Source organism: Streptomyces sp. CA-251247 (assembly GCF_050952975.1).
Classification (GTDB): domain Bacteria; phylum Actinomycetota; class Actinomycetes; order Streptomycetales; family Streptomycetaceae; genus Streptomyces; species Streptomyces achmelvichensis.
Window position 1 is genome coordinate 317,234 of sequence record NZ_CP191861.1, and the last position, 23,980, is coordinate 341,213.

Below are 23,980 nucleotides of genomic sequence, written 5' to 3' on the forward strand. Positions count from 1 at the left end.
GCTGGACGGCGCCGCAATATGGCTCGGTGGGCAGTTCGACGAGAAGGCAGCCATTCCCACGGCCCTGACGTCCGACGAACTCGAGATCGACCGCCACATCGTGCGGCTGCTTGCCCTCGGACGGAGCGACGGCGTCATCAACAGCGTGGTCCACGTTCCCGACCTGGCCACCGTCGTCTCCGGCGACGTCACCTACAACAACATCCACATGTGGCTGTGGCGCTCCACACCGGAAACCCGGACCGAGTGGCTCGCCACGCTCGACGCTCTGGCCTCCCTGCGACCGGAAAAGATCATCACCGGCCACAAGGACCCGGACGCACCCGACGACCACGCTCGACGCATTCTCGACCAGAGCCGGCGCTACATCGAAGACTTCGACCAGGCAACGGCTCACAGCAGTTCCGCCCCCGACCTCGTCGGCGCCGGACGATGGAGAAGTATGCAGCGTACGGAAACGTCTACACCCTGCTCGCAGCCGCTGCCGGCCAGTTCGACAACTGAAGCACGGTCCGATCCGAAGGGAACCCCTGCGGGCCTCGGTTCCCGGCGCACGGCGCGGCGTACACGATCCCGAGGGCCCTGGTTCTACTCTCACCGCATGGCTGACATGTTCGATCACGCGCCGCAGGTGTGGACCGTCGGGCGCCTGCGTGAGGTTCTCGCGGATGTTCCTGACGAGACACCGATTCACGTCGGCGTAGCCGACACGCCGGGTGACTTCGAGGACTACGGCGACTACGTCCTTGTCAACGCGGAGCCCGTGGAGCTTGACGCCGCCAACGCCGAGCCGCAGGTACAGTTCACGCTCTTCGCCGACGCCCAGGCCGGCGCCTACTACCCCGCCCCCGACTGACCCGCACGTGCGACCCGCGGGTGGCCTCTGCTTCGGGGGCGCCTGCGGGTACTGCCCCAGCCGCTGCGGCTCGTCTTCGTTCAGACGGACACGTCGGGCATGATCTCCCGGACCTCTTGCGCACAGCGGCACGCGGCAGCGATCTTGGCAGCCCACTCCAGCGCGTCCTCACGTGAGGGCACATCGATGATGGAGAACCCGCCGAGCACCGCCTTGGTCTCCGGGTACGGCCCGTTGGTGACGGTCCCGTCGGTGGCCACGACGTTCGCCTGCTGCCTTTCGAGTCCACCACCGAAAACCCACACACCGGCTTCCTGAGCCTGACGCACCACCTCGTGCGATGCCTCGGCAACCTCGGGCAACTCCTCCTCGGGGAACGCCATCGCGCCGTCGTCGAACGAGATCAGGTACCGCGTCATACATGGCTCCCTCGGCCGTTGGCCTCCCTCGGCCGCCTCTCACCCTACGACGAACGCCTCCCTTCAGAACCGACACTCGGCCGTCCGGCCAAGGAGATTCCCCGCCTCTCCTGAAGGCCGGCTGGGCACTCAGTCGTCGGCGATCTGCAGGGCCAGCGCGAAGTGCTCACCATCGGTACCTGCGAGCAGACTGTCGAACAGTGGGGTGAGTCCATTCACTGCCCCGCACTCGACATCGTGGTTCGTCCACCAACTGGCCTCCGATCCGAGCGTGGACACCACCCGGTCTGCCGCGCGCTCGGCGGTCTCGAGCGGCAGGTGCCGGTGGCTCCGCCAGACCAGGTCGACGGCCGCAACCTGAGCCAGGAACGAGGCGGCCTCGTGCGTCTCCATCGGCTCCAGAGCGGCGCAGATCTCAGGCACGGACGGCGCGTTGTACCCGGGCAGGTAGCGCTGCCAGGCCTCGTCCGCCGCAACCGCCAACAGCAGCGTGCGGATCCGGGCCGCCAGCTCCGGCAGGTCGGGATCCGGCTCGGTGAACCGCCCGGCCGCGATGTACACCCGCGTGGGCGTGGACAGCTCTGCCATGCCGGCTTGCAACTCGGCCAGGACCCCGATGGACATCACAGCGTGATTCTGCCGTACGCCCCCGTCGGTCACCGACGCCCCTCAGCCAGAGCCGCTGTGACTGGCCCTGGCAGTTGGGAACAGGGTTGCCCGCGGGTGCGCGACGGCGGTGGCGAGACCGCCGGCGGTGCCCGGCCCGGCAGGGCGCCGGGTGACTGAGCCGCGTCATCCGACGCCGGCGCAGAGGGCGCGGTCCACGAGCCCGCGGACGGCGGTGGGGACCTCCCATGCCCGAACAGGGCCGGCCTGCAAGGGAGTTCGGGACGGTCAGAACCCCACCTCCACCGCGGACACAGTCCGTCCGGCCGGCTCGACCGAGCCGGGTTCCCCATCCATCGCGGTCACCTCGAGCACACCGCCTTCGCCAACTACCCTGCCCCGGGGACCGCGTCGACGCCGCATCGCAATACCGAGGCCTTCATCCCGGGGTGTGACAGGGGTCACGACGATGAGAAAACCTGCGGTGCGTGCCGGGCGTCTAGCAGGTGTGAGATCAGTCAGGAAGGTAGCGGGCGAGTTGGATGAGGAGCGTCTCATCCGGCTGGTGGCCAAGGGCGACCGCGCCGCGTTCGAAGAGCTGTACCGGCGCACCGCGCCGTGGATGGCGGTGCGGCTGCGCCGCCGTTGCGCGGACGAGCAGATCGTCGCCGAGGTGATGCAGGAGACGTATCTCGCGGTGTGGCGGGCGGCGGACGCGTTCGCCGGGACGGTGGCCGGCGGGACGGCGGTCGGATGGCTGTGGACGATCGCGGCACGCCGCCTCGTCGACGCTTTCCGGCGCAGGGCCCACCATGCGGAGCCGCCGCCTGCGGCGGCCTCACAGCCACTGGCGCCCGCCGCGGAGGAGGAGGCGCTCGCGGCAACCGTCGGAGGTGACGTCGGAGACGCATTGCGACGCCTCGCGCCGGAGCTCAGACAAGTACTGCAGGCCATGGTGCTCGACGGGCTGTCCGTCCGGGAGACCGCGGTCCTGCTCGGACTGCCCGAGGGGACGGTCAAGACCCGTGCCCGCCGGGCCCGGATCGCGATGCGGGAGGCGCTGTCATGAGTGTGGAACACGCGTCGATGCAGAACATCGACCGCTATGCGCGCGGCGACACGGACATCGCCGCCGACGAGTTGTGGGCCCTGGAGGCCCATCTGGAAGCGTGCGGACTGTGCCGTGACCGGCTGTCGGCCTCCGTCAGGGCCGAGGGCCCCGCCGTCGCGGCGCTGGTCGACACCGTGTGGTCCGGCCTCGAACCCCACCTGGACGCCGCGGTACCGCATCAACGACCCTGGCCGGCGTGGCTGTCGAGGTGGGTGACACCCGCGATGATGCCGTGGCTGGCCATGGCCGTCAGCGTGACGCTCATCGCGCTGCTGCTCGACGTGGTCGGCACCGGCCCCGGCGACGTGTCGTTCGTGCTGCTGCTCGCCCCGGTCCTGCCCGTACTCGGGGTGGCGGCGTCGTGGTCGCACGGCCTCGACCCGGCGTACGAACTGACGGCCTCTGTCCCCAGAGCCGGGCTCTATCTGGTGCTGCGGCGCACCGCATCCGTGCTCGCCGTCGTCGTCCCCGCCCTGCTGGTGAGTGGATGGGTGACGGGAGTGATGGCCGCGCAGTGGCTGCTGCCCTGCCTGGCCTTCACCTCCGCGACCCTGGCGCTCGGCGGCATCGTCGGAGTGACCCGCGCCGCCATCGGGCTGGTCGGTGTGTGGGCCGCCGTGATCGTGGCGCCGACGCTGGCCGCCAGCCGAACCGCCGTCGCCCTGCAGACAGCCGGTCTGCCCGTATGGGCGCTGATCCTCGCGCTCGGCATCGGAATCGTTGTCGCCCGCCGGGGCGCCTACTCCGTGCTGGGAGCCCATCGTTGACCATCGGGAAGGAACACCACATGATGCGCGCGGTGAGCGCGGCCGAGATCGCACCGACTGCCTACGCCTGGGAGATCCAGGCGACCGGGCTGAAGGTCCGAGTCGGCAGAAAGCGGATGGCCGTCGACGGGCTCGACCTGTCGCTGGGAACCGGTGTGCACGGCCTCCTCGGACCCAACGGGGCGGGCAAGACCACCCTCATCCGGGCACTGGCCACAGTCCTGCGTCCCACCGAGGGCACCCTGGAAATGCTCGGCGAGCCCGTGGGCGGCGTGGGCGAGCACCGTGCGCTGCGTCGCCGGATCGGCTACCTGCCACAGGAGTTCGGCTACTACAAGCGTTTCACCGTGCGCGAGTTCGTCGAGTACATGGCCTGGCTGAAGGAGGTGCCCAAGGCGGACATCCCCGCAGCGGTGCAGCGAGCCGTGGAACGCGTCGGTATGGCGGACCGCGCCGACGACCGGATGAAGGCCCTGTCGGGCGGCATGGTGCGACGCGTCGGCATCGCCCAGGCCATCGTCAACGACCCCACGATCCTGCTCCTGGACGAACCGACCGTCGGCCTGGACCCGGCGCAGCGGTTGCGCTTTCGCGAGTTGCTGCAGGAGTTGGGCAAGGACACCTGCGTGGTGGTCTCCACCCACTTGGTGGAGGATGTCGCCGCCGCCTGCACCGATGTGGTGCTGTTCGCCGAGGGACGGCTGGTCTTCCAGGGGCCACCGGACGAACTGGCCTCGGTCGGCGGTCCCGAGCACGTGGGCGACAGTCCGCTCGAGCGCGGCTACTCGGCGATGCTGCTCAACCCCGCGCAGGGAAGGAACGCCTGGTGAACACCCGTGGTCTGCGTACCGAGTTGAGGCGCTCGGTCGCCCCCTGGGCCGGTGTGGTGATCCTGGCGGGCGCGCTGTCGTTCCTGTACTTGCTTCCCGGACTGTGGTGGAACGGCAGCGTGCGGTGGACGGCCCAGTGGACGTCCATGGCCATGTGGACCCGTTCTCTGCTCGTCCTGCTGTGGCCGCTCGTCGTCGGGCTGGGGGCACTCCAGGGGCTGCGTGACCACCGGTCCAGGATGGCCGAACTGCTGGCCAGCACGCCGCGGCCCGCCCAGCACCGTGCCGCCACCCTGGCGGGCGCGACGGCACTCACCACCGCCTCGGCCTTCGTGTTCCTCGTGCTCCTGGGCGCGGCCCAGGTGCTGGCCGACGCCGAGTACGCGCACCTCGGATGGCTGCCGATCTCGCTGGTGGGGGTGCTCTCCCTCGTCGCGGGGGCCCTGCTGGGCATGGGGGTCGGGCGCGCCCTGCCGTCCGCGCTCACCCCGCCGGTGATGGCTGTGGGTGCGTTTGTGTTCACCAACGTCCTGCGCGCGGCGAGTGAACCGGCCGTGCCGGAGCCGGCCGTGCCGAACCGCCTCTCGCTGCTGTCGCCTTCGGTCGCGCAGGTGCGCGAAGTGCTCCTCACGCTGTCCCCCTCCGTACACGTCGGGCAGACGGTGTGGCTGCTCGGCCTGGCCGCAACGGGCTTTGCGCTGCTCGTCGCCGCGACCCCGCGCACCCGGCTGCTCGCCCTGTCCCCCGTCCTGGCGGGAGCCGCGATCGCCCTGCTCGTCCTCCCCTCCGATCCTCGCCGGACGTACGTCGTCGACGAAGCGGCAGCGGCGATGGTGTGCGACGGCCCGGTGTGCGTGACGACGACGCACCAGGCACGACTCGCCGACCTCGCGGGTCCCGGGAAGAAGACGCTGCGCCTGCTCCGGGACACCTTGGGCGGCCAGGCGCCGGACTCCATCCGTGAGAGCACCGCCCCACGGGAGCAGGGCGGCACGCCGGAACGGTCCCGCACGGCCGTGCTCGTCGACTTCGACGACGGGATGATCGCCACCGCGACGGGAGAGGACCTGACCCGGGCCCTGCTCGCCCAGGGCATGGCACCGCATTGCAACGCGCGCAGCGACAGGGAGAGCGGCCAGATGTACGAGATCGCCACGCAGAGCATCGCGGCGGGCTGGGTCCTCGGGGGCCTCAAGCCGCTCGTCGGCACCGTCCACTCTGTTGCGGACCAGCTCGAACTGGCCGAACCCGTCTGGAAGAAGCTCACGGCGCTGCCGCGTGCCGAACAGCTCTCGCGGATCAAGGCGATGCACGCCGCCGCGCTCTCGTGCAAGGACGATGGGTTCTCCGCGCTGAACGGCGGTGCGTCCCAGTGAGGTGGCTGACGCTGTACGCGCGCTCGCGACAGGTGCCTGCGTCGCTCGCCGCGGTGCTGCTCAGCGCACTGACGGTGGTGGCCCTCGCGCAGAACGGCAGCGGGGGCCCCGGTGATCCGCAGTTGTCCGTGCTCGCCCTCACGGCGGGCGCGACGGCCGCCTCGATGGGACTCGGCGGACAGGACCCTGCGCTCGACCGAACGGCAGCCATCCGATGGGTACCCCGCAGGGCGGCGCACGTCCTGCTGATCGGCACGGTCGTCTGCGCGGTGCTGTTGGCGGTGCAGAGTATCGGCGACGACGTGGCCACGACCGCGTTCATCGTCCGCGACAGCGCAGGGATGATGGGCCTTGTCGCCCTCGGAGCGGCGGTATGCGGGGCGCAGTTGGCGTGGACGCTGCCGATCGGCTGGATGTCGTTCTCGCTCTTCGCCCCCTCCCCGACGAGTCCTCCGTTGGAGGTGGCGGGCTGGATGCTGCTGCCGCCCGGCACGACGACGGGCACCTGGACGGCCGTGGTTCTCGCGGTCGCCGGCACCGCGGCCTACGCGATCGCGGGACCGAGACGGTAGCGGACGTCGCCACGACGTTCCCGCCCCCGTTCGCCGGTGGACGACGGTCGGCACCGTTCGCGCCGGTGCCGATGCGTGCGACGACACCCGTGTCGCGGTCGGAAAGGGCGAAGCACGCATGGCCGACTCGCTCCCTCCCCCGGCCCCTCGGGCGCTCGATGACAGCGGCAAGGACACCGGGGAAGGCGTGAGGGGCCGGATCGCCGCGGGTGGGGAGGGCGGTCACCGGATGCGGATCCCATGGCGAGCCAGAGGCCGGCGGCGTTGCCCTGCGAGAGGCACTGCCAGGCCGGCCGCGCGGCCCGCCCACGGCGCCCGGAGTGCTGCTCGCCGACTCCTGCGGCCGCTCAGCGAGCCGGTCGGCGCTCCCCGGTGAGCGCACCCGCGACGGGCAGTGCCTGCAACACCAGCACCGAGAGGTCGTCCTCGACGGGACCGGGACCGAAACCGTGCACCGTCCGGCGGATGTGCTCGGCCACGGCCTTCGCGCCCAGCCCGGTGCATTCCCGGAGCACCGCCGACAGGCCGTCCCGGTCATCCAGCTGCCGATGACCGCATCGGCGCTCCGTGACACCGTCGGTCACGCACAGCAGCGTCTCTCCGGGGGCGAGGCTGAAGGAGCGGGCTTCGAAGTCCGCGCCGTTGTCGATACCGAGCAGCATCTGCGGCTCCGCCGCTGCGACCACCGAGCCATCGGTCAGGAGGCGCAGCGGCAACGGATGCCCGGCGCTGGCGATCGTGCAGCGGGGTCCGGCGGTGCCGAGGCCGAGTTGCAGCTCTCCGTACAGCATGCTCAAGAGGCGCGGGCGGGCGCGTTCGCCGCCGTTCGCCACGGCTTCTTCGCTCTCCTCCGCCAAGGCGGCGTTCAGCCTTCGCAGCACCGACTCGACGCCGTGGCCCTCGCGTGCCAGCAGTCTGACCAGGTAACGGGCGAGGCCGGTGACCGACATCGCCTCGGGGTCCTTGCCCTGCACGTCGCCGAGCAGGAAACCCCAACAGTGTTCCCTCAACGGGAACAGGTCGTAGAAGTCGCCGCCGACGGTCTGACCCTCACCGTGCGGCTCGTAGACGATCGCCGTGTCGACGCCCGGGATGGTGGCCAGGAATTCGGGCAGCTGATTGCGCTGGAGGGCCCGGCTGATCGTCTTCTGCCGGGTGTACCGGCGGGCGGTGACCAATGACTGCGCGATGCGCCGCACCACGTCCTGCACCACGTTCGCCAGGCTGTCGGTCATACGGAGCTGCCCGGACCTGCCCAGGAGGAGCACGCCCTGGCAGTCGCCGCCGGCAACCAAGGGGAACGCCAGTGCCGAGCCCCGGCTGCCCGCGTCCCCGGCGGTCTCCGGCCATGGCCAGGGGATGCTCGCCGTACTGAGAATGCCGGGCGGCACTTCTCTCACCAGCTCCTGCCGCAGCGCGTCGATGCGCCATTCTTCGGCGTGCCAGACCTGGGACAGCCGCATACCGCCGCCGTCCTCGGCCAGCCATACCCCGCACCAGTCGGCAAGCCGGGGCACCAGCAGTTGTCCTGCGAGTGCGGCGACGAGATCCTCGTCGAGCTGGCCCGCGAGAAGCTCGCTGCCCTCGGCGAGGAAGGTGGGACCCGCCTGGCCGGGCCACTCCGCGATGAGACCGTCACCGGCGCCGGGCGCTGTCGACGCCCCGGAGGCCCGCGGAACGCCCCGTGGCGATGCCGCGGGCTCGGAGGGCCGCCGCTCCTGCCCCGAGGCCTCCAGGCGGAACCACACAGACTTCTGGTCGTGGTCGTAGGTCACCCCCCATGACGTGGCCAGCGCGCCCACGATCCGCAGCCCGAGGCACTGGCGGCCGGGCATGTCCTCGTGGACGCGCAGCGCCCGGGTGGGGTGGTGGTCGGCAACCTCGATGATCACGGCGACGGGTGCGTCCGCGTCCTCCGCGTGTGCCACGGGACCGGGCTCCGCCTGCGTGCGCGAATGGCTCCGGCCCCGTTCCAAAGCGCAAATGATGTGGATGTCCGTACCGGCGTGCATGACGGCATTGGTGGTCAGCTCGCTGACCAGGAGCTCGGCATCCCCGCTGACCTCTTCGAACTCCTGGGTGATCACCTTCGACCCGGCCACGAACGCCGCGGCCTGCTCGGCGAGGGTCGCGCGCACGAACGCGCGCGCCTCGGAGGCCGCCCGCTGGCTCGCCTGGAGCGTCGTCCGCGACAGGTACCTGTCAGGGGGCGAGATCAGGGCCGAGCCAGGAGGAAGAGCCGACCAAGGAGACAGAGTGGCCATTCAGGTCCTCAGCGATCTTGCTTCAGGTTCTTCACCAAACACTTATAGTGTGACGTATCTACCCATATAGGCGATAGGGGTGGAACGTCATGGCGCTCGACCCGGATTCTGCCGACCCCCCTTCCGCGGCCGCTGACCCGACCGAGTCAGCGGACCCCTCACGTCTGGCCGAGCCCACGAAACATGCACCGCCCTCCGCGCCGTCGGACCCCACGTGGGTGCGCGGCAGCGATTTGCGCCCCCTGCTCAACGCTCTGCAATCACTGCGCGACGGAGACTTCACCGCCCGCGTGGACAGGGCGGAGGAGGGGATCCTGACGGAGATCGCCGGCATGTTCAATCAGATCGCCGTGCGCAACGAGCATCTGATCGGCGAACTGCAGCGGGTCCGCCGCGAGGTCGTACGGCACGGCAGGCTGGACGAACGGCTCTCGGCGAGCCCGGGGCAGGGTTCGTGGGTGACGGGCGTGGACTCGGCGAACACGCTGCTCGAAGCCCTGGTGGCTCCGGTGTCGAACGCCACGCGCGTCCTGGACGCAGTGGCGGACGGGGAGCTGACGCAGCGCGTCGACCTGCACGACGGCAGCCGCCAGCTCCGGGGCGATCTGCGGCGGCTGGCGCTCTGCGTGAACCGCACGGTCGACCAGCTGTCACTGTTCACCGGCGAAGTGACGCGGGTGGCCCGCGAGGTCGGCACCGAAGGCCGGCTGGGCGGGCGCGCCCACGCCCGCGGCCTGTCCGGCGACTGGCGTCTGGTGATCGAGGCGGTCAACACGATGGCGTCCCGGCTGACGTCCCAGGTCCGGGACATCGCCGTCGTCACGACAGCGGTGGCACGAGGCGACCTCACGCAGCACGTGACGGTGGAGGCCACCGGTGAGGTGCTGGAACTCAAGCTCACGGTGAACACGATGGTCGACCAGCTGCGGGCGTTCGCCGACGAGGTGACACGCGTGGCCCGCGAGGTCGGCACCGAAGGACAACTCGGCGGCCAGGCACACGTCGGGGACGTATCCGGCGTCTGGCGGGACCTCACCGACAACGTCAACTTCATGGCGTCCAACCTCACCAGCCAGGTCCGCAACATCGCCCAGGTCACCACCGCCGTGGCCACCGGCGACCTGAGTCAGAAGATCACCGTGAGCGCGAAGGGCGAAATCCTGGAGCTGAAGTCGACGATCAACACGATGGTCGACCAGCTGTCCGCCTTCGCCGACGAAGTGACACGCGTGGCCCGCGAAGTCGGCACCGAAGGACAACTCGGCGGACGCGCCCAGGTCCGCGGCGTCTCCGGCGTCTGGAAGGACCTCACCGACAACGTCAACTTCATGGCCGACAACCTCACCAGTCAGGTCCGCAACATCGCCCAGGTCGCCACCGCCGTCGCCACCGGCGATCTCGGCAAGACGATCACCGTGGAGGCGAAGGGCGAGATCCTGGAACTGAAGTCGACGATCAACACCATGGTCGACCAACTGTCCGCCTTCGCCGACGAAGTGACACGCGTGGCCCGCGAAGTCGGCACCGAAGGACAACTCGGCGGCCAGGCACACGTCCGGGACGTCTCGGGTGTCTGGAAAGACCTCACCGACAACGTCAACTTCATGGCGTCCAACCTCACCAGCCAGGTCCGCAACATCGCCCAGGTCACCACCGCCGTCGCCGACGGGGATCTCTCGAAGAAGATCACCGTGGACGCACGCGGCGAGATCCTCGAACTCAAGGACACCGTCAACACGATGGTCGACCAGCTGCGGGCGTTCGCCGACGAGGTGACACGCGTGGCCCGCGAAGTCGGCACCGACGGGCAACTCGGCGGACGTGCCCAGGTCGGCGGCGTCTCCGGCGTCTGGAAGGACCTCACCGACAACGTCAACTTCATGGCCGACAACCTCACCTCCCAGGTCCGCAACATCGCCCAGGTCGCCACCGCCGTCGCCCAGGGCGACCTGTCGAAGAAGATCGACGTGGACGCACGCGGCGAGATACTCGAACTCAAGACGACCATCAACACCATGGTCGACACGCTGTCCTCGTTCTCCGCCGAGGTCACGCGTGTGGCCCGCGAAGTCGGCAGCGAGGGACAACTGGGCGGCCAGGCACGGGTCGAGGGCGTCTACGGCACCTGGAAGCGGCTGACCACGAGCGTCAACGAACTCGCCCTCAACCTGACCACCCAGGTGCGCGCGATCGCCGAAGTCGCCAGCTCGGTGGCCCAGGGCGACCTGACCGGCTCCATCGCCGTCGAGGCCAGCGGCGAGGTCAACGAGCTGAAGAACAACGTCAATCTCATGGTCTCCACCCTCCGCGAGACCACCCGGGCCAAGGACTGGCTCGAGTCGAACCTCACCCGTATCGCCGGCCTGATGCAGGGCCACCGCGACCTGGTCGAGGTGGCGGACCTGATCCTGCGTGAGCTCACCCCACTGGTCAACGCGCAGTTCGGAGCGTTCTTCATGGCCGAGGCCGGTGCCGAACCCGGCCGGGGCCTGCAATTCATCGCCGGCTACGGCTGCGCCGAGGGCCCGGACAACAGCCCGAACAACGACACCAGCAAGCCGGTTCGAGGGCTGATCGCCCAGGCGGCCCTGGAGAAGAAGCGCGTTCTCGTCGATGCGGTTCCGGCTGGGTACATCAGCATCGAGTCCGGGCTCGGCTCGGCACCGCCGACCAGCATCGTCATTTTCCCCATCCTGTTCGAGGGCAAGGTGCTCGGTGTCATCGAACTCGCTTCGTTCAGCAGGTTCAACGAGGTCCATCTGGCCTTCATCGACCAGTTCGTGAACACCATCGGCGTCTCGATCAACACGATTCTCTCCAACGCGCGCACCGAGGCCCTGCTCTCCGAGTCCCAGCGACTCACCGCGGAACTGCGGCGCTCCAACGCGGAACTGGAGGACAAGGCCACTCTGCTGGCCAGCTCGTCCCAGTACAAGTCCGAGTTCCTGGCCAACATGTCGCACGAGCTGCGCACCCCGCTCAACTCACTGCTGATCCTGGCGCGGCTACTGGCCGACAATCCGGACGGGAACCTCGCCGAACAGGAGGTGGACTTCGCGGCGACCATTCACCGCTCGGGATCGGACCTGCTCCAGCTGATCAACGACATCCTGGATCTGTCGAAGATCGAGGCGGGCCGCATGGACGTCCATCCGAGGAAACTCCCACTGTCCAAGCTGCTCAACTACATGCATGCCATGTTCCGGCCCCTCGCGGGCGAGCGTGGACTGTCCTTCGATGTCACGGTCGGGGAGGGCGTGCCCAGCGAGCTGTACTCCGACGAGCAGCGGCTCCAGCAGATTCTTCGGAACCTGCTGTCGAACGCGGTGAAGTTCACCTCGTCGGGCAGCGTGGTGCTACGGGTCGAGCGCGCAGCGGACCAGGAGATCGAGGGGACGGCGATGCCGACGAGCGAGCCGATCCTCGCGTTCTGCGTCGAGGACACCGGCATCGGCATCCCGCGGGAGAAGCTGGGCGTCATCTTCGAGGCGTTCCAGCAGACCGACGGCACCACCAGCCGCAAGTACGGCGGCACCGGGCTGGGGCTCTCCATCAGCCGGGAGATCGCCAGCATGCTGGGAGGCCGGATCGTCGCGGACAGCGAACCCGGCGTCGGCTCCCGGTTCACGCTGTACGTGCCCGCGCACCACACCGAGGCGTCTGCGCCCATGACCGAAACCCCGGCGATCCCTGCGGGCCCCAGGGCGGAGAACACGCCGTCGACGGTCCCCCTGCTGCCGGCGGGTCCGCTTGCCGCTCCCCCGGCGCCCCGCCCGACAAGCACCCCCGAGCTCCCCGCCGACATGGCGGCAGCGGCCACCGGCAGGGACACATCGAGCTGGCCGGAGACAACGCGGCTCAAGGAGTGGATCACCGGCCGGCCGCACAGAGTGCTGGCCGGGCGCACGATTCTCATGGTGGACGACGACATCCGTGCCGTCTTCGCGCTCATGCATGTACTGGGCCGCGTGGGCATCACCGTCAAGTACGCCGAGAACGGACGCGAAGGTCTGGAGATGCTGGACCGTGTTCCTGCCATCTCTCTGGTCCTGATGGACATCATGATGCCCGAGATGGACGGGTACGAGACGATCGGCGCTGTGCGGGATTCGCCCCACCTCTCCGACCTGCCGATCATCGCGCTGACCGCCAAGGCCATGCCGGGCGACCGGGAGAAGGCGCTCGAAGCGGGCGCCTCGGAGTACATTCCGAAACCCGTGGACGTGGACCACCTGCTGTCCGTGGCCTGTGATCTGCTCGACCCGCAGGGGCGCCCCGCCGGGCCGCGGCCCGTGCAGGCGCCGGACGTCGCCGACGAAGACACGTCGAGGCAGAAGCCATGAGCACACACACGCCCGAGAAGTGCAGCATCCTCATCGTCGACGACATCGAGGCGAACCTCGTCGCGCTCGAAGCCCTGCTCGGACCGCTCCATCAGGAATTGGTGCGCGCCCACTCCGGCGAGGAAGCCCTGAAAGCCATGCTGCGGCAGGAGTTCGCCGTGGTACTGCTCGACGTCCTGATGCCCGGCATGGACGGCTTCGAGACCGCCGCGAACATCAAGCGTCTGGACCAGACCAAAGACGTGCCGATCATCCTCCTGACCGGCACCGAGGTCGAGACGGACTATGCCTACCGCGGGTATTCGGTCGGCGCAGCAGACTTCCTCACGAAGCCCTTCGACCCGTGGCTGCTGCGTACCAAGATCTGCGTCTTCCTCGACCTGTTTCGGAAGAACCGCCAATTGGCCGCCCAGGCCGAGCAGTTGCGGCATCTCTTCGCCGAGGCCAGGGCCGTCACCGCCCTCAGCGGCCGTACGGAGGCGGCCGAAGGCACCGCCCAACGCCGCGAGAAGGGAACGCCATCACCGCCTGCCGCGACTGAACGGACCGAGGCAAGGCTGGCCGGGATCGGCGAACAACTGACCCAGATCGAGCTCCTGTTGCGCGAAGCCAGCGGTTTCGATGCCGTCACCCTCGCCGATCGCGTCGCGGAACTCGAACGAGCCGTCGGCGGGCTGCGACTGGGACCGGAATGACGTTGGGGCACCGTCTCTGCTGTCACAGGGGTGTGCCAGAGTCGGCGCATGCTCGAGATCGTGGTGAAGTCGGAGGACGGGGATCGGCGCGTTCGTGTGTCCGCCGAGGAGTTGGCCGGGCTGGTCCGGCGCATCGGCGGTGATGGTGACCGGTTCCTGGTGGCCCATCGGATACCCGACCTGCCCGACGTCTTCGCTCAGGTCTGGCACGAGGCCGGCGGGGACTACACGCTGGAGCACCGCGACGGTGCCGCCGACCGGCACTTCCAGGTGTTGGTCGACGATTCCGAGGCCGTGATTGCGGCGATGACCGGCTGGGCCCGGCGGGACTCCGGTTGGGGCACGGATCTGGCCTGGTCGCTGCTGGACATGGGCCCCACCGCCCGCAACGTCCCACCGCTCGACCTCGACGACGACGAGCGCTCGGAGTTGGAGAAGCGCATCCGCGAGGTACTGGTCGGCGGTTACGCCGACCGCGCCGAACTGGCTGAGCTCGCCGAGGAGTACCTGGTCACCGCTGACCGGCGGCCGGTATCGCGGGAGCAGGCGGAGGCGCTGGCTGACCGGATGTGGCTGGAGCGCGTCGCGGAGCAGAGCGAATGGCAGGGCGAGACGGACCCGGAACGGCTCACCCGCGCGTTCACCGGCCTCCAGGACGTCGGTATCACCGCCCGCGAGAACTTCACCTGCTGCCGCAGCTGCGGCCAATCCGAGATCGGCGCCGAAGGCGGGCCCGACGCCCGCGGCTTCGTCTATTTCCACTCCCAGTGCACCGACTCCGCGGCTGCGGGTCACGGTCTGATGCTCCTTTACGGAGGCTTCGACGGCTCGGCCGAGACCACCGCAACCATCGGCCACGAGGTCGTGGCCGCACTGGAAGCGGCCGGTCTCCGGGCCGACTGGGACCGTGACCCCGGCCGGGCCATCACCGTCACGCCCCTGGAGTGGCGCCGCCGCCTGGTCGGCTGAGGACCGGCCTGGGGCGAGGCGCCGTACTGGGCGAGTTCGGTGAGGGGCGTGGACGTCGACGAAGACGACGTGACCGGCGACCCGCCCGGCCACTGACCCGCCACGACCGGGAGGGGCCGCGGTCCGTGACGCCGTGGCGTTCGCCCACCTCGCCGACGCAGCCGGGGCACACGTCACCCGCACCCCACACAGCCTGGCATCCGGTGCCGGAACCGAGAGCTGACCGGCACCGGATGCCAATATCGACCCCCCGGACAGCACCGGCCCGTCACCTCTGGACAAATCACTTCTGGCCCGGTTTGTATGGATGCCACGTCGGAATGTCGAGCGGTCGTCCGACACAGGCCACGGCCTTGGACGACGGCTGTCACGCGCCACCCCACGGCGCACATGCGGGAGGCAGTCACATGGACATCACGACGACTGCCGGGCCGGGCCCGGGGCACGCCGTAATGAAACTGACCGGAGAGCTGGACATCTCCACCGTCGGAGACATCCGCGCGGCACTCGCCGCAGCAGTCACCGCATACCGCCACGTCGTCATCGACCTCACAGACCTCGCGTTCTGCGACTGCTCCGGCATCGGCGCACTCGTCGCCGCGAAAAACTCCGCCGCCCGCCGCGGCACCCACCTCACCGTGCGCAACATCCCCGACCACCTGACCCGGCTCCTCCACATCACCGGCACCCCACTGACCGCCACACCCGACACAGGCCTCGCCATCGGCGGCGCCGCCCGCCACTTCCCCCAAGGCACCGCCGCCTGACCCGGCCGAGAACCCACCGGACCAGCACCCGGACCCCCGGTTCCGTGACCCAGGCCGAGGCAGGGCAGGTCGGGCAATCGTCAACGCGTCAACTCCGGTAGCAGCACCGGGCGTTACGACTCCGGGTGCGCAGCCGCACAGGTACCGCCTCTCCCCCGGCCCTGTGCCGTACCCGATCCAGCCATAAGGCACCGCGGCACCACAACGACGCCATGACACGCTTGCCATGACGCCATAGTGGTGCCACTATGGCGTTATGGATCTCACGCCCTACGTCGACCACCTCCGCCACGAGCTCGCGGTCACCGTCGAGGCCGGCGGCGACGACGTCCGGGCCGTGGCGGAACGGCTCACCGCACCGCTGGAGTCGGCCACCCGCCTCACCCTTCTGAACGCCCTGTCCGCCGCCATGGCCGAGGTCACCCGTGACCTGGCGCCGGGCTCGGTCGACGTACGGCTGCGGGGGCTCGACCCCGAGTTCGTGGTGACCGCGCCACCCGCCCACGAGATACACCAAGACCTGCATCAGCACGAGCCCGGAGTGCGCACGGCGCCGACGCCCGCTCCGGCGGACGCGGAGGACGGGGCTACGGCGCGGATCAACTTCCGCCTGCCCGCCCAGCTGAAGGACCGAATAGAAGGCGCGGCGGGGCAGGAAGGCCTCTCCGTCAATGCGTGGCTGGTGCGAGCCGTTGCCGGCGCCCTGACGGGTCCCGAGTCCGGTCGGCCGGCCGGACTCGACCGGCACCTGGGGCGGCCGGACTGCACGAGCCGGGTCCGCTAGGGCCGACTGCGATCAGGCGGACCGCCGCCGCCTCAGCTCATTCACGTCGCCACCTCACACCACCTGCGACACCACCCGCTCATGCCGGGGGACGGGACAGCCATGCCTGCTCCCCGGCTACGCCCCATCCGACCGCACTGTTCCGACCGCGGTGCACCGCACGGTGCACCGTCACCTCACGCTGCACCGGAGGACACCATGCGACACCTGCCGAACTCCCGGGAAACGGACGCGGCTCCCGCCGCCGAGCCGGTCCAGCTGCCCATCGACCGCCCGGCGGGCTGCCCCTTCGACCCGCCCGGCGAACTGGCGCGGCTCCGCGAACAGGACCCGCTGCGCCCGATGCGCTACCCCGACGGGCACATCGGCTGGCTGGCCACAGGCCACTCGGCGGTCCGCGCGTTAGCCGCCGACCCCCGCTTCAGTTCCCGCTACGAGCTCCTGCACTACCCCTTCCCCGGCGCGGGTGTCAGCGAGCTGCCGCCCGCGCCGGTCGGGGACCTGACCGGGATCGACCCGCCCGAGCACACCCGCTACCGCCGGCTGCTCGCCGGCCGGTTCACCGTCCGGCGGATGCGCGCACTCACCGCACGCGTCGAGGAGATCACCACCGACCATCTCGACGCGATGGAACGCCATGGCGGGCCGGTGGACCTGGTGCAGGCGTATGCGCACCCCGTCCCGGCTCTGATGATCTGCGAGCTGCTCGGCGTGCCGGACGCGGACCGTGCGGCGTTCCAGACCCTGGCCGCCGCGGTGAGCGGCCTGGAGGTCACCGAGGAGGAGCAGTTCGCCGCCTGCACCGCGCTGCAGGACACGATGCGCGAGCTGGTGGCGGCCAAGCGGGCCCGGCCCACCGACGACCTGCTCAGCGATCTGACGAACAGCGACCTCAGCGACGCCGAACTCGCCGGCATCGGCGGCTTCCTGCTCGCCGCCGGCCTGGACACCACCGCCAACATGATCGGGCTCGGCGCCTTCGCGCTGCTGAGCCACCCCGCGCAGGCCGACGCGCTGCGCACCGACCCCGCCCTGGCCGAGACGGCGGTCGAGGAACTGCTGCGCTATCTGAGCATCGCCCACACCGGCGTGCGGGCGGCGCTGGAGGACGTCGAGCTGGAGGGCCGGCTGATCAGCGCCGGCGACTCGGTCACCGTCTCGGTGCAGGCCGCCAACCGTGACCCGGCGAAGTTCGCCGACCCCGACACCCTCGACCTGCGCCGCAAAGCCACCGGCCATCTCGCCTTCGGGCACGGCATCCACCAGTGCCTGGGCCAGCAACTGGCCCGCGTGGAGCTGCGGGTGGCCCTGCCGGCCCTGTTCACCCGCTTCCCCGCACTGCGGCTCGCCGTCCCGCCACAGGACGTGCCGCTGCGCACCGGCATGAACATCCACGGGGTGCACCGGCTGCCCGTCGCCTGGGACGGGCAGTGAGCGCGATGCGGATCGGCATCGACCGCGAACGCTGCCAGGGTGCCGGAATGTGCGCACTGAGTGCGCCGGAGGTGTTCGACCAGGATCCCGGGGACGGCCGGGTCGTCCTGCTGACCGCCCGTGTTCCGGCCGGGCAGCGGCCCGCGGTGCGTCTGGCGGCCGGCCTGTGCCCCGCCGGCGCCCTCACCCTCCTCGACGAGGGCGATGCCGGCGATACGGATCCAGCAGACGCCGCGGAACGGGAGCACGAGCAGGCCGGTGCGCCGACGGGGGACGGCAGCGCACCGGCCTGACGAACACCGTATGCCATGACGTACAATGTACGCAAGAGCGCACGCTGTACGGACTGGAACGTGCCCCTGCATGCCTGCGGCCCGGCGGCTCACCGGCCGCCGGGCCGCAGACAGTGGGGGCGCAGGGGTCTCAGTCGACGAGCTCGCGTTCCCGGCGCGGGAAGGCCACGCGCCGGGCCTGCGGGGTGCGGCTCAGCTTCCCGCCCTCGACGTCCACGTTCGGCAGCAGCCAGTCCAGCCAGCGGGGCAGCCACCAGGCAGCCTTGCCGAGCAGGGCGAACAGGGCGGGCACGATCGCCATCCGGACGATGAAGGCGTCGAAGAGGACGGCGATCGCCAGACCGAAGCCGATCATCTTGATCAGGTCGTTCTCCTCCATGATGAAGCCGGAGAAGACGCTCGCCATGATGATCGCGGCGGCAGCCACCACCCGCCCGCCGTACCGGAAGCCGGTCACGACCGCCTCGTCGGGGCGCGCCCCGTGGACGTACGCCTCACGCATCCGGGTCACCAGGAAGACCTCGTAGTCCATCGCCAGGCCGAAGACCACTCCGATCATGAAGATCGGCATGGTGCTCATCACCGGGCCGGGCTGATCGACACCGAAGACGTCGGCGAGCCAACCCCACTGGAAGACGGCGACGACCGCGCCCAGTGCCGCGCTCACCGACAGCAGGAAGCCGAGCGCCGCCTTCAGCGGGACGAGGACGGAGCGAAAGACCACCATCAGCAGCAGGAACGCCAGGCCCACCACCAGGGCGAGGTAGGGCAGCAGGGCGTCGTCGAGGGTCTGGGAGAAGTCGATGAACATCGCGGTCTGGCCGGTCACCAGGATCTCGGCGCCGGTGTCGGTCTCCAGGCCGCCGGCGGCGTCACGGATCGAGCGGACCAGGTCCTCGGTGCGGCCGTCGCCCGGCCCGGTGTCGGGAATGAGGTTGAGGATGGCGGTGTCGCCGGCCTCATTGACTGCGGCCGGGGAGATCGAGGCAACCCCCTCCTCACCGGCCAGCTTCCGGCTCACGTCCTCGGCCGCGGGGGCGGCGTCCTTCGCGGTGACGGTGAGCGTGAGCGGGCCGTTGAAGCCGTCGCCGAAGGACTCCGAGAGGATGTCGTAGGCCTTGCGCTGGGTGGTGTCGGGAGCCATCGTGCCCTCGCCGGGCAGTCCGAGCTCCAGGCTCGCGGCCGGCACCGCGGCGGCGCCGAGTCCCACCACCCCGACGAGCAGCACCGCCACGGGGTGGCGCAGCACGTAACCCGCCCAGCGGGCACCGAGGTTGGGCTTGGCTTTCGCGGCCCTCTTGGCGGCCTTGCGCTGCTTGCGGGCCGAGAGCGGCTTGCCGTAGTGCTGTCGCCGGTCACGGCGGCGCAGCACCTTGACCGGGGCGAAGCCGAGCAGGGCGGGCACGAGGGTGACGGCGATGAGGACGGCGACGGCGACCGTGCCGGCCGCGGCCAGGCCCATCTTGGTGAGCATCGGGATGTTCACAACGGTCAGGCCGGCGAGGGCGACGATGACGGTGAGACCGGCGAAGACGACGGCCGAGCCGGCGGTGCCGGTGGCGCGGCCCGCGGCTTCCTGGCGCTCGTGCCCCTCGGCGATCTCGGCGCGGTAGCGGGAGACGATGAACAGCGCATAGTCGATGCCGACCGCGAGTCCCAGCATCAGCGCCAGGGTGGAGGTCGTGCTCGACAGGCCCAGGGTGGTGCCGAGGGCGGTGATGCCGGAGATGCCGACGCCGACGCCGATGAGGGCGGTGAGCAGCGGCATGCCGGCGGCGATCACGGAGCCGAAGGTGATCAGCAGGACGACGGCGGAGACGGCGATGCCGATCTTCTCCCCGGTGCCGCTCATCGTGGCGTCCACGGCGACCGCGTCACCGCCGGCCTCGACACTCAAACCGGCGGTGCGGGCCGTGCCGGTCGCCCGGGTGAGCGCATCGTGCGCCGCATCGGTCAGTTCAGGGGCGGCGACCTTGTAGGTGACGACGGTGTAGGCGGTGGTGCCGTCCTTGCTCACGGCGTTCGCCGCGAACGGGTCGCTGACGCGGGCCACTTGCGGGCTCTTGGACAGGTCGGCGACGAGTGCGGTGACGCGGGCCTTGTGCTCGGGGGCAGAAATCTTCCCGCCGTCCGGTGCGCGGACGACGACCCGGGCGGAGGCACCGTCGGCGGAAGCGGCCGGGAAAGAGTCCTCCAGCAGGTCGAAGGCCTTCTGCGACTCGGTGCCCGGCATCGAGAACGTGTCGGCGGGAGGCGGTGGGGCGGTGGAGGCCGCAAAGCCCGCCCCGCCGAAGACCAACACCCACAGCAGCGCGGTCAGGCCGCGCCGCCGGAAGGCGAAACGGCCCAGTTTGTACAGGAAGGTAGCCACGGCGAAAGGACTCCCATGGGGATCGGCGGGGACGCACGGAGACGGAACGCGGCGCGGCACACGAACCCGCGGACACGCACGTCACGAGGCACACGAACACGACATGAACACGGACGAGGACGATGACGGCGCGGGTCGGACATGCGGGCAGGGCACACGCGAACAAACCGCGTAAGCGGTTTCGCTCAGGGTAGGGCGGGAGTGCCGGGCGCTTCAAGCGCCGAGAGCCTGCCTCCAGGCGACCTCCAGCGAGCCTCGAGCGCGCCTCCGGAATCCGGTCCGGGAAGGCGTGGCAGGCCGCCGGCCCGGCTCCGCGGGAGGCGGAACCGGGCCGGGTTTCAGACTCGGTGACGGTGTGTCACAGATTCAGGCACGGTGACGGAGCGTCCATTCGAGCCGTGATACGTGCGAGCGGCCGCGGCGGTCAGCGGCCGGCCGTGCTGTCCGCCGCCTCCTTCTGCACGCTCTCCTCCCCCGTACCGGCCGGCTGCGCACCGGCCCCGGTGTCGGCGGCGGCCGCCTTGCCTCCCCTGATGAGGAACAGGGCGAGTACGGCGGCGCCGACGACGCCGGCCGCGCCGGACAGGAAACTGGCGGACATGGCGTCGGAGAAGGCGTCGCGGGTCTGGTCGAGCAGGGTGGTGTTGCCGTCGCGGGCGGCGATGGCGAGCGCGTCGACGATCGAGTCCTTGGCGGGCCCGGGCGCCGAGCCCGGCATCGCGGCGGTGTAGGTGCCCGACAGGACGGCGCCCAGCACCGCCACACCGAGCGCGGCACCGGCCTGCTGGATGGTGTCGTTGAGGGCGGATCCGACGCCGGCGTGCTCCTCCGGCACCGCACCCATCAGGGCCGCGATGACGGCGGGCATCGCCAGGCCGCTGCCCGCGCCCATCAGCACCATGGCGGTGATCAGCGGTCCCCAGCCGTCACCGACCGCGAGGGTGGACAGCACGCCGAACCCGGCTGCGATCAGGAGCAGTCCGGCCACCGCGACGGGCCGGTTGCCGGTCTTGGGGATCAGGCCGGCCCCGACGCCGTTGAAGGCCAGGGTCGCCACCGCCAGCGGGGTGAAGGCCAGGCCCGTCTCGGTGGGCGTGTATTCGAGGACGTACTGCAGGTACTGAGTGAGGACCAGCATCAGTCCGCCGTTGGCGAAGGTCAGCAGGACCAGGGAGAAGCTGGCGCCGGTGAAGATCCGGTTGCGGAACAGGCTCAGCGGGACCATCGGCGACTCGACGCGGCTCTCCCAGATCGCGAACGCCCCCAGACCGAGGACGGCCAGTGCGAGCGAGGCCTGCGTGCTCGTGTGGCCGAGTCCGTCCTTGGGCAGTTCGTTGATCGTCCAGACCAGTGCGGCCATGCCGACCATGGAGAGCACCATGCCGACCGGGTCGGCCTTGCGCCAGGGCCCCTTGGACTCCTCCATCAGGATCAGGGCCGCAATGATGGCGAGTACCGCGATCGGGATGTTGATCAGGAAGACGGCGCCCCACCAGAAGTGGGCGATCAGCACACCGCCGAGGACCGGGCCGCCGACCAGGCCGACCATGGCCACCGCGCTCCAGGCGGCGATCGCCTTGGGCCGCTCCTCGTCGTCGAAGACGGTGATGAGGATGGACAGGGTGCTCGGCATCACCAGCGCACCGCCCACACCCATCAACACCCGGGCGAGGATGAGCTGTTCGGGACTGTCGGCCCAGGTGGCCAGCACCGATGCGGCGCCGAAGGCCGCCAGGCCGATGATCATGATCTTCCGGCGGCCGTACCGGTCGGACAGGCTGCCCGCGGAGAGCAGCAGGCCGGCGAAGACCAGCATGTAGGACTCGATGATCCACTGAATGTCCTGGGCACTCGCCGACAGGTCCTCCGCCAGGGGCGGAACCGCCACCGTGAGCACCATGTTGTCGATGACCAGCACCAGCGTGCTGAGGCAGAGCACGATCAGGATGAGCCAGCGTCGCGGATGACGTTCCATCAGGAAACCTCTCGAACAGTGTGGCCGTGCGGCCGAAGAGCCGCGCGCAGGGGGGAACTTGAGACATATAAAACCAGCGTCGCGGTTTTTTAGCTAGCCGCCAGTCCCCTTCCGGCCATCCGTCGTGAGACTCCGAACGCTGTGCGAACTACCACACAGTGGACGGCTGTTGTGGGGCCCGCCCTGAGGTCGGGGTGACCCGACCGGGACGGGACGGCCTGCAGCCGTCGCCGGGGCCGGTCCTGCGAGCCGGGCCCGGCGACGGCTACTGCGGCGGTGGAGGACGACCCGGTCCGTGGTGCGATCCGGATGCCGGCCTGCCACGCGTGCGGCACGCCGTGGGTGGGGTGCCGTGCTGCGGCGCCCCGGCTCGTGGCCGGGCACCTTGGTACTGCGTCGTGGATGACGGCGCGTTGTGGGAGGCCGCACGCGGCGGCGTTCGGCCCGAGCCGCCCCGGGCCGGGGCACCTTGGAGGCTCGGAAGCTGTTGAGAGGCGCCCGCAGGGGGCGGAGGTCAGGGCGCCACTCCGGTGAGCGGCAGGCCGGTCTCCTCGGGCAGGCCGAGGGCGATGTTCATCGACTGCACCGCACCGCCGGCGGTGCCTTTGGTGAGGTTGTCGATGGCGCTGACCGTGGTGATCCGTTGTGCGTTCTCGTCGTAGGCGACCTGCACCTGCACGGTGTTGGAGCCGTACACGGCCGCGGTCGCCGGCCATTGCCCCTCGGGCAGCAGGTGCACGAACGGCTCGTCCGCGTACGCCTTCTCGTAGGCAGCCCGTACGGTCTCCTGCGTCACGCCCGCCTTCGCCCGCACCGAGCAGGTGGCCAGAATGCCGCGGGGCATCGGCGCCAGAGTGGGGGTGAAGGAGACGGTGACCTTCTCACCCGCCGCGGCGCTGAGGTTCTGGGACATCTCCGGGGTGTGCCGATGGCCGCCACCGACGCCGTACGGGCTCATCGAGCCCATCACCTCGGACCCCAGCAGATGCGCTTTGGCGGCCCTGCCCGCCCCGGAGGTCCCGGACGCGGCGACGACCACCGCGTCGGCCTCGGCGAGCCGGCCGACGTACGCCGGGAACAGGGCGAGCGCGACGGCGGTGGGGTAGCAGCCGGGGACCGCGACGCGCCGGGTGCCGGCCAGCGCGGCGCGGGCGCCGGGGAGTTCGGGCAGACCGTAGGGCCAGGTCCCGGCGTGCGGTGTGCCGTAGAACGCCTCCCAGTCGTCGGCGCTGTCCAGCCGGAAGTCGGCGCCCATGTCGACGACCAGGACGCCGGGGTCCAACTGCCGGGCGATGGCGGCGGACTGGCCGTGCGGCAGGGCCAGGAAGACCACGTCGTGTCCCGCCAGAACCTCGGCGGTGGTCTCCGCCAGGACACGGCCGGCCAGCGGCGACAGGTGCGGCTGAAGCGCTCCCAGGTCCTGGCCGGCGTTGGCGTTGCCGGTCAGGGCGCCGATCTCGACCTCGGGATGCGCCAGGAGCAGACGCAGCACTTCTCCCCCGGCGTATCCGCTTGCTCCTGCCACTGCTGCTCGTACGGTCATGACTT

The 23,980-nt window shown here is 70.3% G+C and carries 19 protein-coding genes; 13 read left to right on the plus strand and 6 right to left on the minus strand.

Annotation, left to right across the window (positions count from 1 at the left end; all coding sequences use genetic code 11):
• Nucleotides 1-100 precede the first annotated feature (100 nt).
• On the plus strand, nt 101-856 hold the full coding sequence (locus ACQPWZ_RS01390; protein ID WP_433570346.1) for a DUF6225 family protein: 756 nt from the start codon (nt 101-103) through the stop codon (nt 854-856).
• 80 nt (nt 857-936) lie between these two features.
• On the opposite strand, the gene ACQPWZ_RS01395 is transcribed toward ACQPWZ_RS01390, so the two are convergent.
• A complete protein-coding gene (locus tag ACQPWZ_RS01395) occupies nt 937-1,275 on the minus strand; it encodes a YciI family protein (RefSeq protein WP_405567309.1) in 339 nt (112 codons plus the stop codon).
• Nucleotides 1,276-1,404: 129 nt separating this feature from the next.
• Nucleotides 1,405-1,899 carry a hypothetical protein gene (locus ACQPWZ_RS01400; protein WP_405567311.1) on the minus strand — a complete coding sequence of 165 codons (495 nt, stop codon included), beginning with the start codon at nt 1,897-1,899 and terminating at the stop codon, nt 1,405-1,407.
• Between the two features lie 547 nt (nt 1,900-2,446).
• On the opposite strand from ACQPWZ_RS01400, the gene ACQPWZ_RS01405 reads away from it, so the two are divergent.
• The 5 genes from ACQPWZ_RS01405 to ACQPWZ_RS01425 are packed head-to-tail and all read left to right on the plus strand — an operon-like array spanning nt 2,447 to nt 6,537.
• Nucleotides 2,447-2,950, plus strand: coding sequence for an RNA polymerase sigma factor (locus tag ACQPWZ_RS01405; RefSeq protein ID WP_313949130.1), 504 nt, complete (start codon nt 2,447-2,449; stop codon nt 2,948-2,950).
• On the plus strand, nt 2,947-3,759 hold the full coding sequence (locus ACQPWZ_RS01410) for a zf-HC2 domain-containing protein (RefSeq protein ID WP_405567314.1): 813 nt from the start codon (nt 2,947-2,949) through the stop codon (nt 3,757-3,759). The genes ACQPWZ_RS01405 and ACQPWZ_RS01410 overlap by 4 nt, the downstream gene beginning before the upstream one ends.
• Nucleotides 3,760-3,779: 20 nt before the next feature.
• Complete coding sequence (locus tag ACQPWZ_RS01415) at nt 3,780-4,589, plus strand: ABC transporter ATP-binding protein (protein WP_328859467.1); 810 nt, start codon at nt 3,780-3,782, stop codon at nt 4,587-4,589.
• Nucleotides 4,586-5,965, plus strand: a complete 1,380-nt coding sequence (locus ACQPWZ_RS01420) for a hypothetical protein (RefSeq protein ID WP_433570347.1) — start codon at nt 4,586-4,588, stop codon at nt 5,963-5,965. Before ACQPWZ_RS01415 ends, ACQPWZ_RS01420 begins: the two co-directional genes overlap by 4 nt.
• Nucleotides 5,962-6,537 carry a hypothetical protein gene (locus ACQPWZ_RS01425; RefSeq protein WP_433570348.1) on the plus strand — a complete coding sequence of 192 codons (576 nt, stop codon included), beginning with the start codon at nt 5,962-5,964 and terminating at the stop codon, nt 6,535-6,537. The genes ACQPWZ_RS01420 and ACQPWZ_RS01425 overlap by 4 nt, the downstream gene beginning before the upstream one ends.
• Nucleotides 6,538-6,884: 347 nt before the next feature.
• Here ACQPWZ_RS01425 and ACQPWZ_RS01430 read toward each other — a convergent pair whose 3' ends face one another.
• The gene (locus tag ACQPWZ_RS01430; RefSeq protein ID WP_433570349.1) at nt 6,885-8,675 is read right to left on the minus strand and encodes a SpoIIE family protein phosphatase; all 1,791 of its coding nucleotides are present in this window, start codon (nt 8,673-8,675) and stop codon (nt 6,885-6,887) included.
• Between the two features lie 215 nt (nt 8,676-8,890).
• On the opposite strand from ACQPWZ_RS01430, the gene ACQPWZ_RS01435 reads away from it, so the two are divergent.
• The 7 genes from ACQPWZ_RS01435 to ACQPWZ_RS01465 all read left to right on the plus strand — a co-directional run bounded on the left by ACQPWZ_RS01435 (nt 8,891) and on the right by ACQPWZ_RS01465 (nt 18,086).
• On the plus strand, nt 8,891-13,144 hold the full coding sequence (locus ACQPWZ_RS01435) for a HAMP domain-containing protein (RefSeq protein ID WP_433570350.1): 4,254 nt from the start codon (nt 8,891-8,893) through the stop codon (nt 13,142-13,144).
• Nucleotides 13,141-13,839 carry a response regulator gene (locus ACQPWZ_RS01440; protein ID WP_433570351.1) on the plus strand — a complete coding sequence of 233 codons (699 nt, stop codon included), beginning with the start codon at nt 13,141-13,143 and terminating at the stop codon, nt 13,837-13,839. The genes ACQPWZ_RS01435 and ACQPWZ_RS01440 overlap by 4 nt, the downstream gene beginning before the upstream one ends.
• A gap of 48 nt (nt 13,840-13,887) precedes the next feature.
• Complete coding sequence (locus ACQPWZ_RS01445; RefSeq protein WP_433570352.1) at nt 13,888-14,808, plus strand: DUF6891 domain-containing protein; 921 nt, start codon at nt 13,888-13,890, stop codon at nt 14,806-14,808.
• A gap of 407 nt (nt 14,809-15,215) precedes the next feature.
• Entirely contained in the window at nt 15,216-15,575 is a 360-nt protein-coding gene (locus ACQPWZ_RS01450; protein ID WP_433570353.1) for an STAS domain-containing protein, read from the plus strand.
• Nucleotides 15,576-15,831: 256 nt separating this feature from the next.
• Entirely contained in the window at nt 15,832-16,359 is a 528-nt protein-coding gene (locus tag ACQPWZ_RS01455) for a hypothetical protein (protein ID WP_405567333.1), read from the plus strand.
• Nucleotides 16,360-16,557: 198 nt separating this feature from the next.
• A complete protein-coding gene (locus tag ACQPWZ_RS01460; RefSeq protein ID WP_433570354.1) occupies nt 16,558-17,793 on the plus strand; it encodes a cytochrome P450 in 1,236 nt (411 codons plus the stop codon).
• A 5-nt stretch (nt 17,794-17,798) separates the two neighbouring features.
• Nucleotides 17,799-18,086, plus strand: a complete 288-nt coding sequence (locus tag ACQPWZ_RS01465; protein ID WP_433573750.1) for a ferredoxin — start codon at nt 17,799-17,801, stop codon at nt 18,084-18,086.
• A gap of 130 nt (nt 18,087-18,216) precedes the next feature.
• Here the strand turns inward: ACQPWZ_RS01465 and ACQPWZ_RS01470 are convergent, their stop codons facing one another.
• The 3 genes from ACQPWZ_RS01470 to argC form a co-directional block, all read right to left on the minus strand.
• Entirely contained in the window at nt 18,217-20,457 is a 2,241-nt protein-coding gene (locus tag ACQPWZ_RS01470; RefSeq protein WP_433570355.1) for an MMPL family transporter, read from the minus strand.
• Between the two features lie 424 nt (nt 20,458-20,881).
• Nucleotides 20,882-22,432, minus strand: a complete 1,551-nt coding sequence (locus tag ACQPWZ_RS01475) for an MFS transporter (RefSeq protein WP_356704500.1) — start codon at nt 22,430-22,432, stop codon at nt 20,882-20,884.
• Between the two features lie 514 nt (nt 22,433-22,946).
• A complete protein-coding gene (gene argC / locus ACQPWZ_RS01480; protein ID WP_433570356.1) occupies nt 22,947-23,975 on the minus strand; it encodes an N-acetyl-gamma-glutamyl-phosphate reductase in 1,029 nt (342 codons plus the stop codon).
• Between the last annotated feature and the right edge of the window lie 5 nt (nt 23,976-23,980).

Bases quoted from the DNA above. Each gene is read 5' to 3' on its own strand.
- ACQPWZ_RS01465 (WP_433573750.1), top strand. From the start codon at position 17,799: ATGCGGATCGGCATCGACCGCGAACGCTGCCAGGGTGCCGGAATGTGC.
- ACQPWZ_RS01460 (WP_433570354.1), top strand. From the start codon at position 16,558: ATGCGACACCTGCCGAACTCCCGGGAAACGGACGCGGCTCCCGCCGCC.
- ACQPWZ_RS01475 (WP_356704500.1), bottom strand. From the start codon at position 22,432: ATGGAACGTCATCCGCGACGCTGGCTCATCCTGATCGTGCTCTGCCTC.
- ACQPWZ_RS01415 (WP_328859467.1), top strand. From the start codon at position 3,780: ATGATGCGCGCGGTGAGCGCGGCCGAGATCGCACCGACTGCCTACGCC.
- ACQPWZ_RS01445 (WP_433570352.1), top strand. From the start codon at position 13,888: ATGCTCGAGATCGTGGTGAAGTCGGAGGACGGGGATCGGCGCGTTCGT.
- ACQPWZ_RS01440 (WP_433570351.1), top strand. From the start codon at position 13,141: ATGAGCACACACACGCCCGAGAAGTGCAGCATCCTCATCGTCGACGAC.
- ACQPWZ_RS01395 (WP_405567309.1), bottom strand. From the start codon at position 1,275: ATGACGCGGTACCTGATCTCGTTCGACGACGGCGCGATGGCGTTCCCC.
- ACQPWZ_RS01400 (WP_405567311.1), bottom strand. From the start codon at position 1,899: ATGTCCATCGGGGTCCTGGCCGAGTTGCAAGCCGGCATGGCAGAGCTG.
- ACQPWZ_RS01450 (WP_433570353.1), top strand. From the start codon at position 15,216: ATGGACATCACGACGACTGCCGGGCCGGGCCCGGGGCACGCCGTAATG.
- argC (WP_433570356.1), bottom strand. From the start codon at position 23,975: ATGACCGTACGAGCAGCAGTGGCAGGAGCAAGCGGATACGCCGGGGGA.
- ACQPWZ_RS01455 (WP_405567333.1), top strand. From the start codon at position 15,832: ATGGATCTCACGCCCTACGTCGACCACCTCCGCCACGAGCTCGCGGTC.
- ACQPWZ_RS01435 (WP_433570350.1), top strand. From the start codon at position 8,891: ATGGCGCTCGACCCGGATTCTGCCGACCCCCCTTCCGCGGCCGCTGAC.
- ACQPWZ_RS01410 (WP_405567314.1), top strand. From the start codon at position 2,947: ATGAGTGTGGAACACGCGTCGATGCAGAACATCGACCGCTATGCGCGC.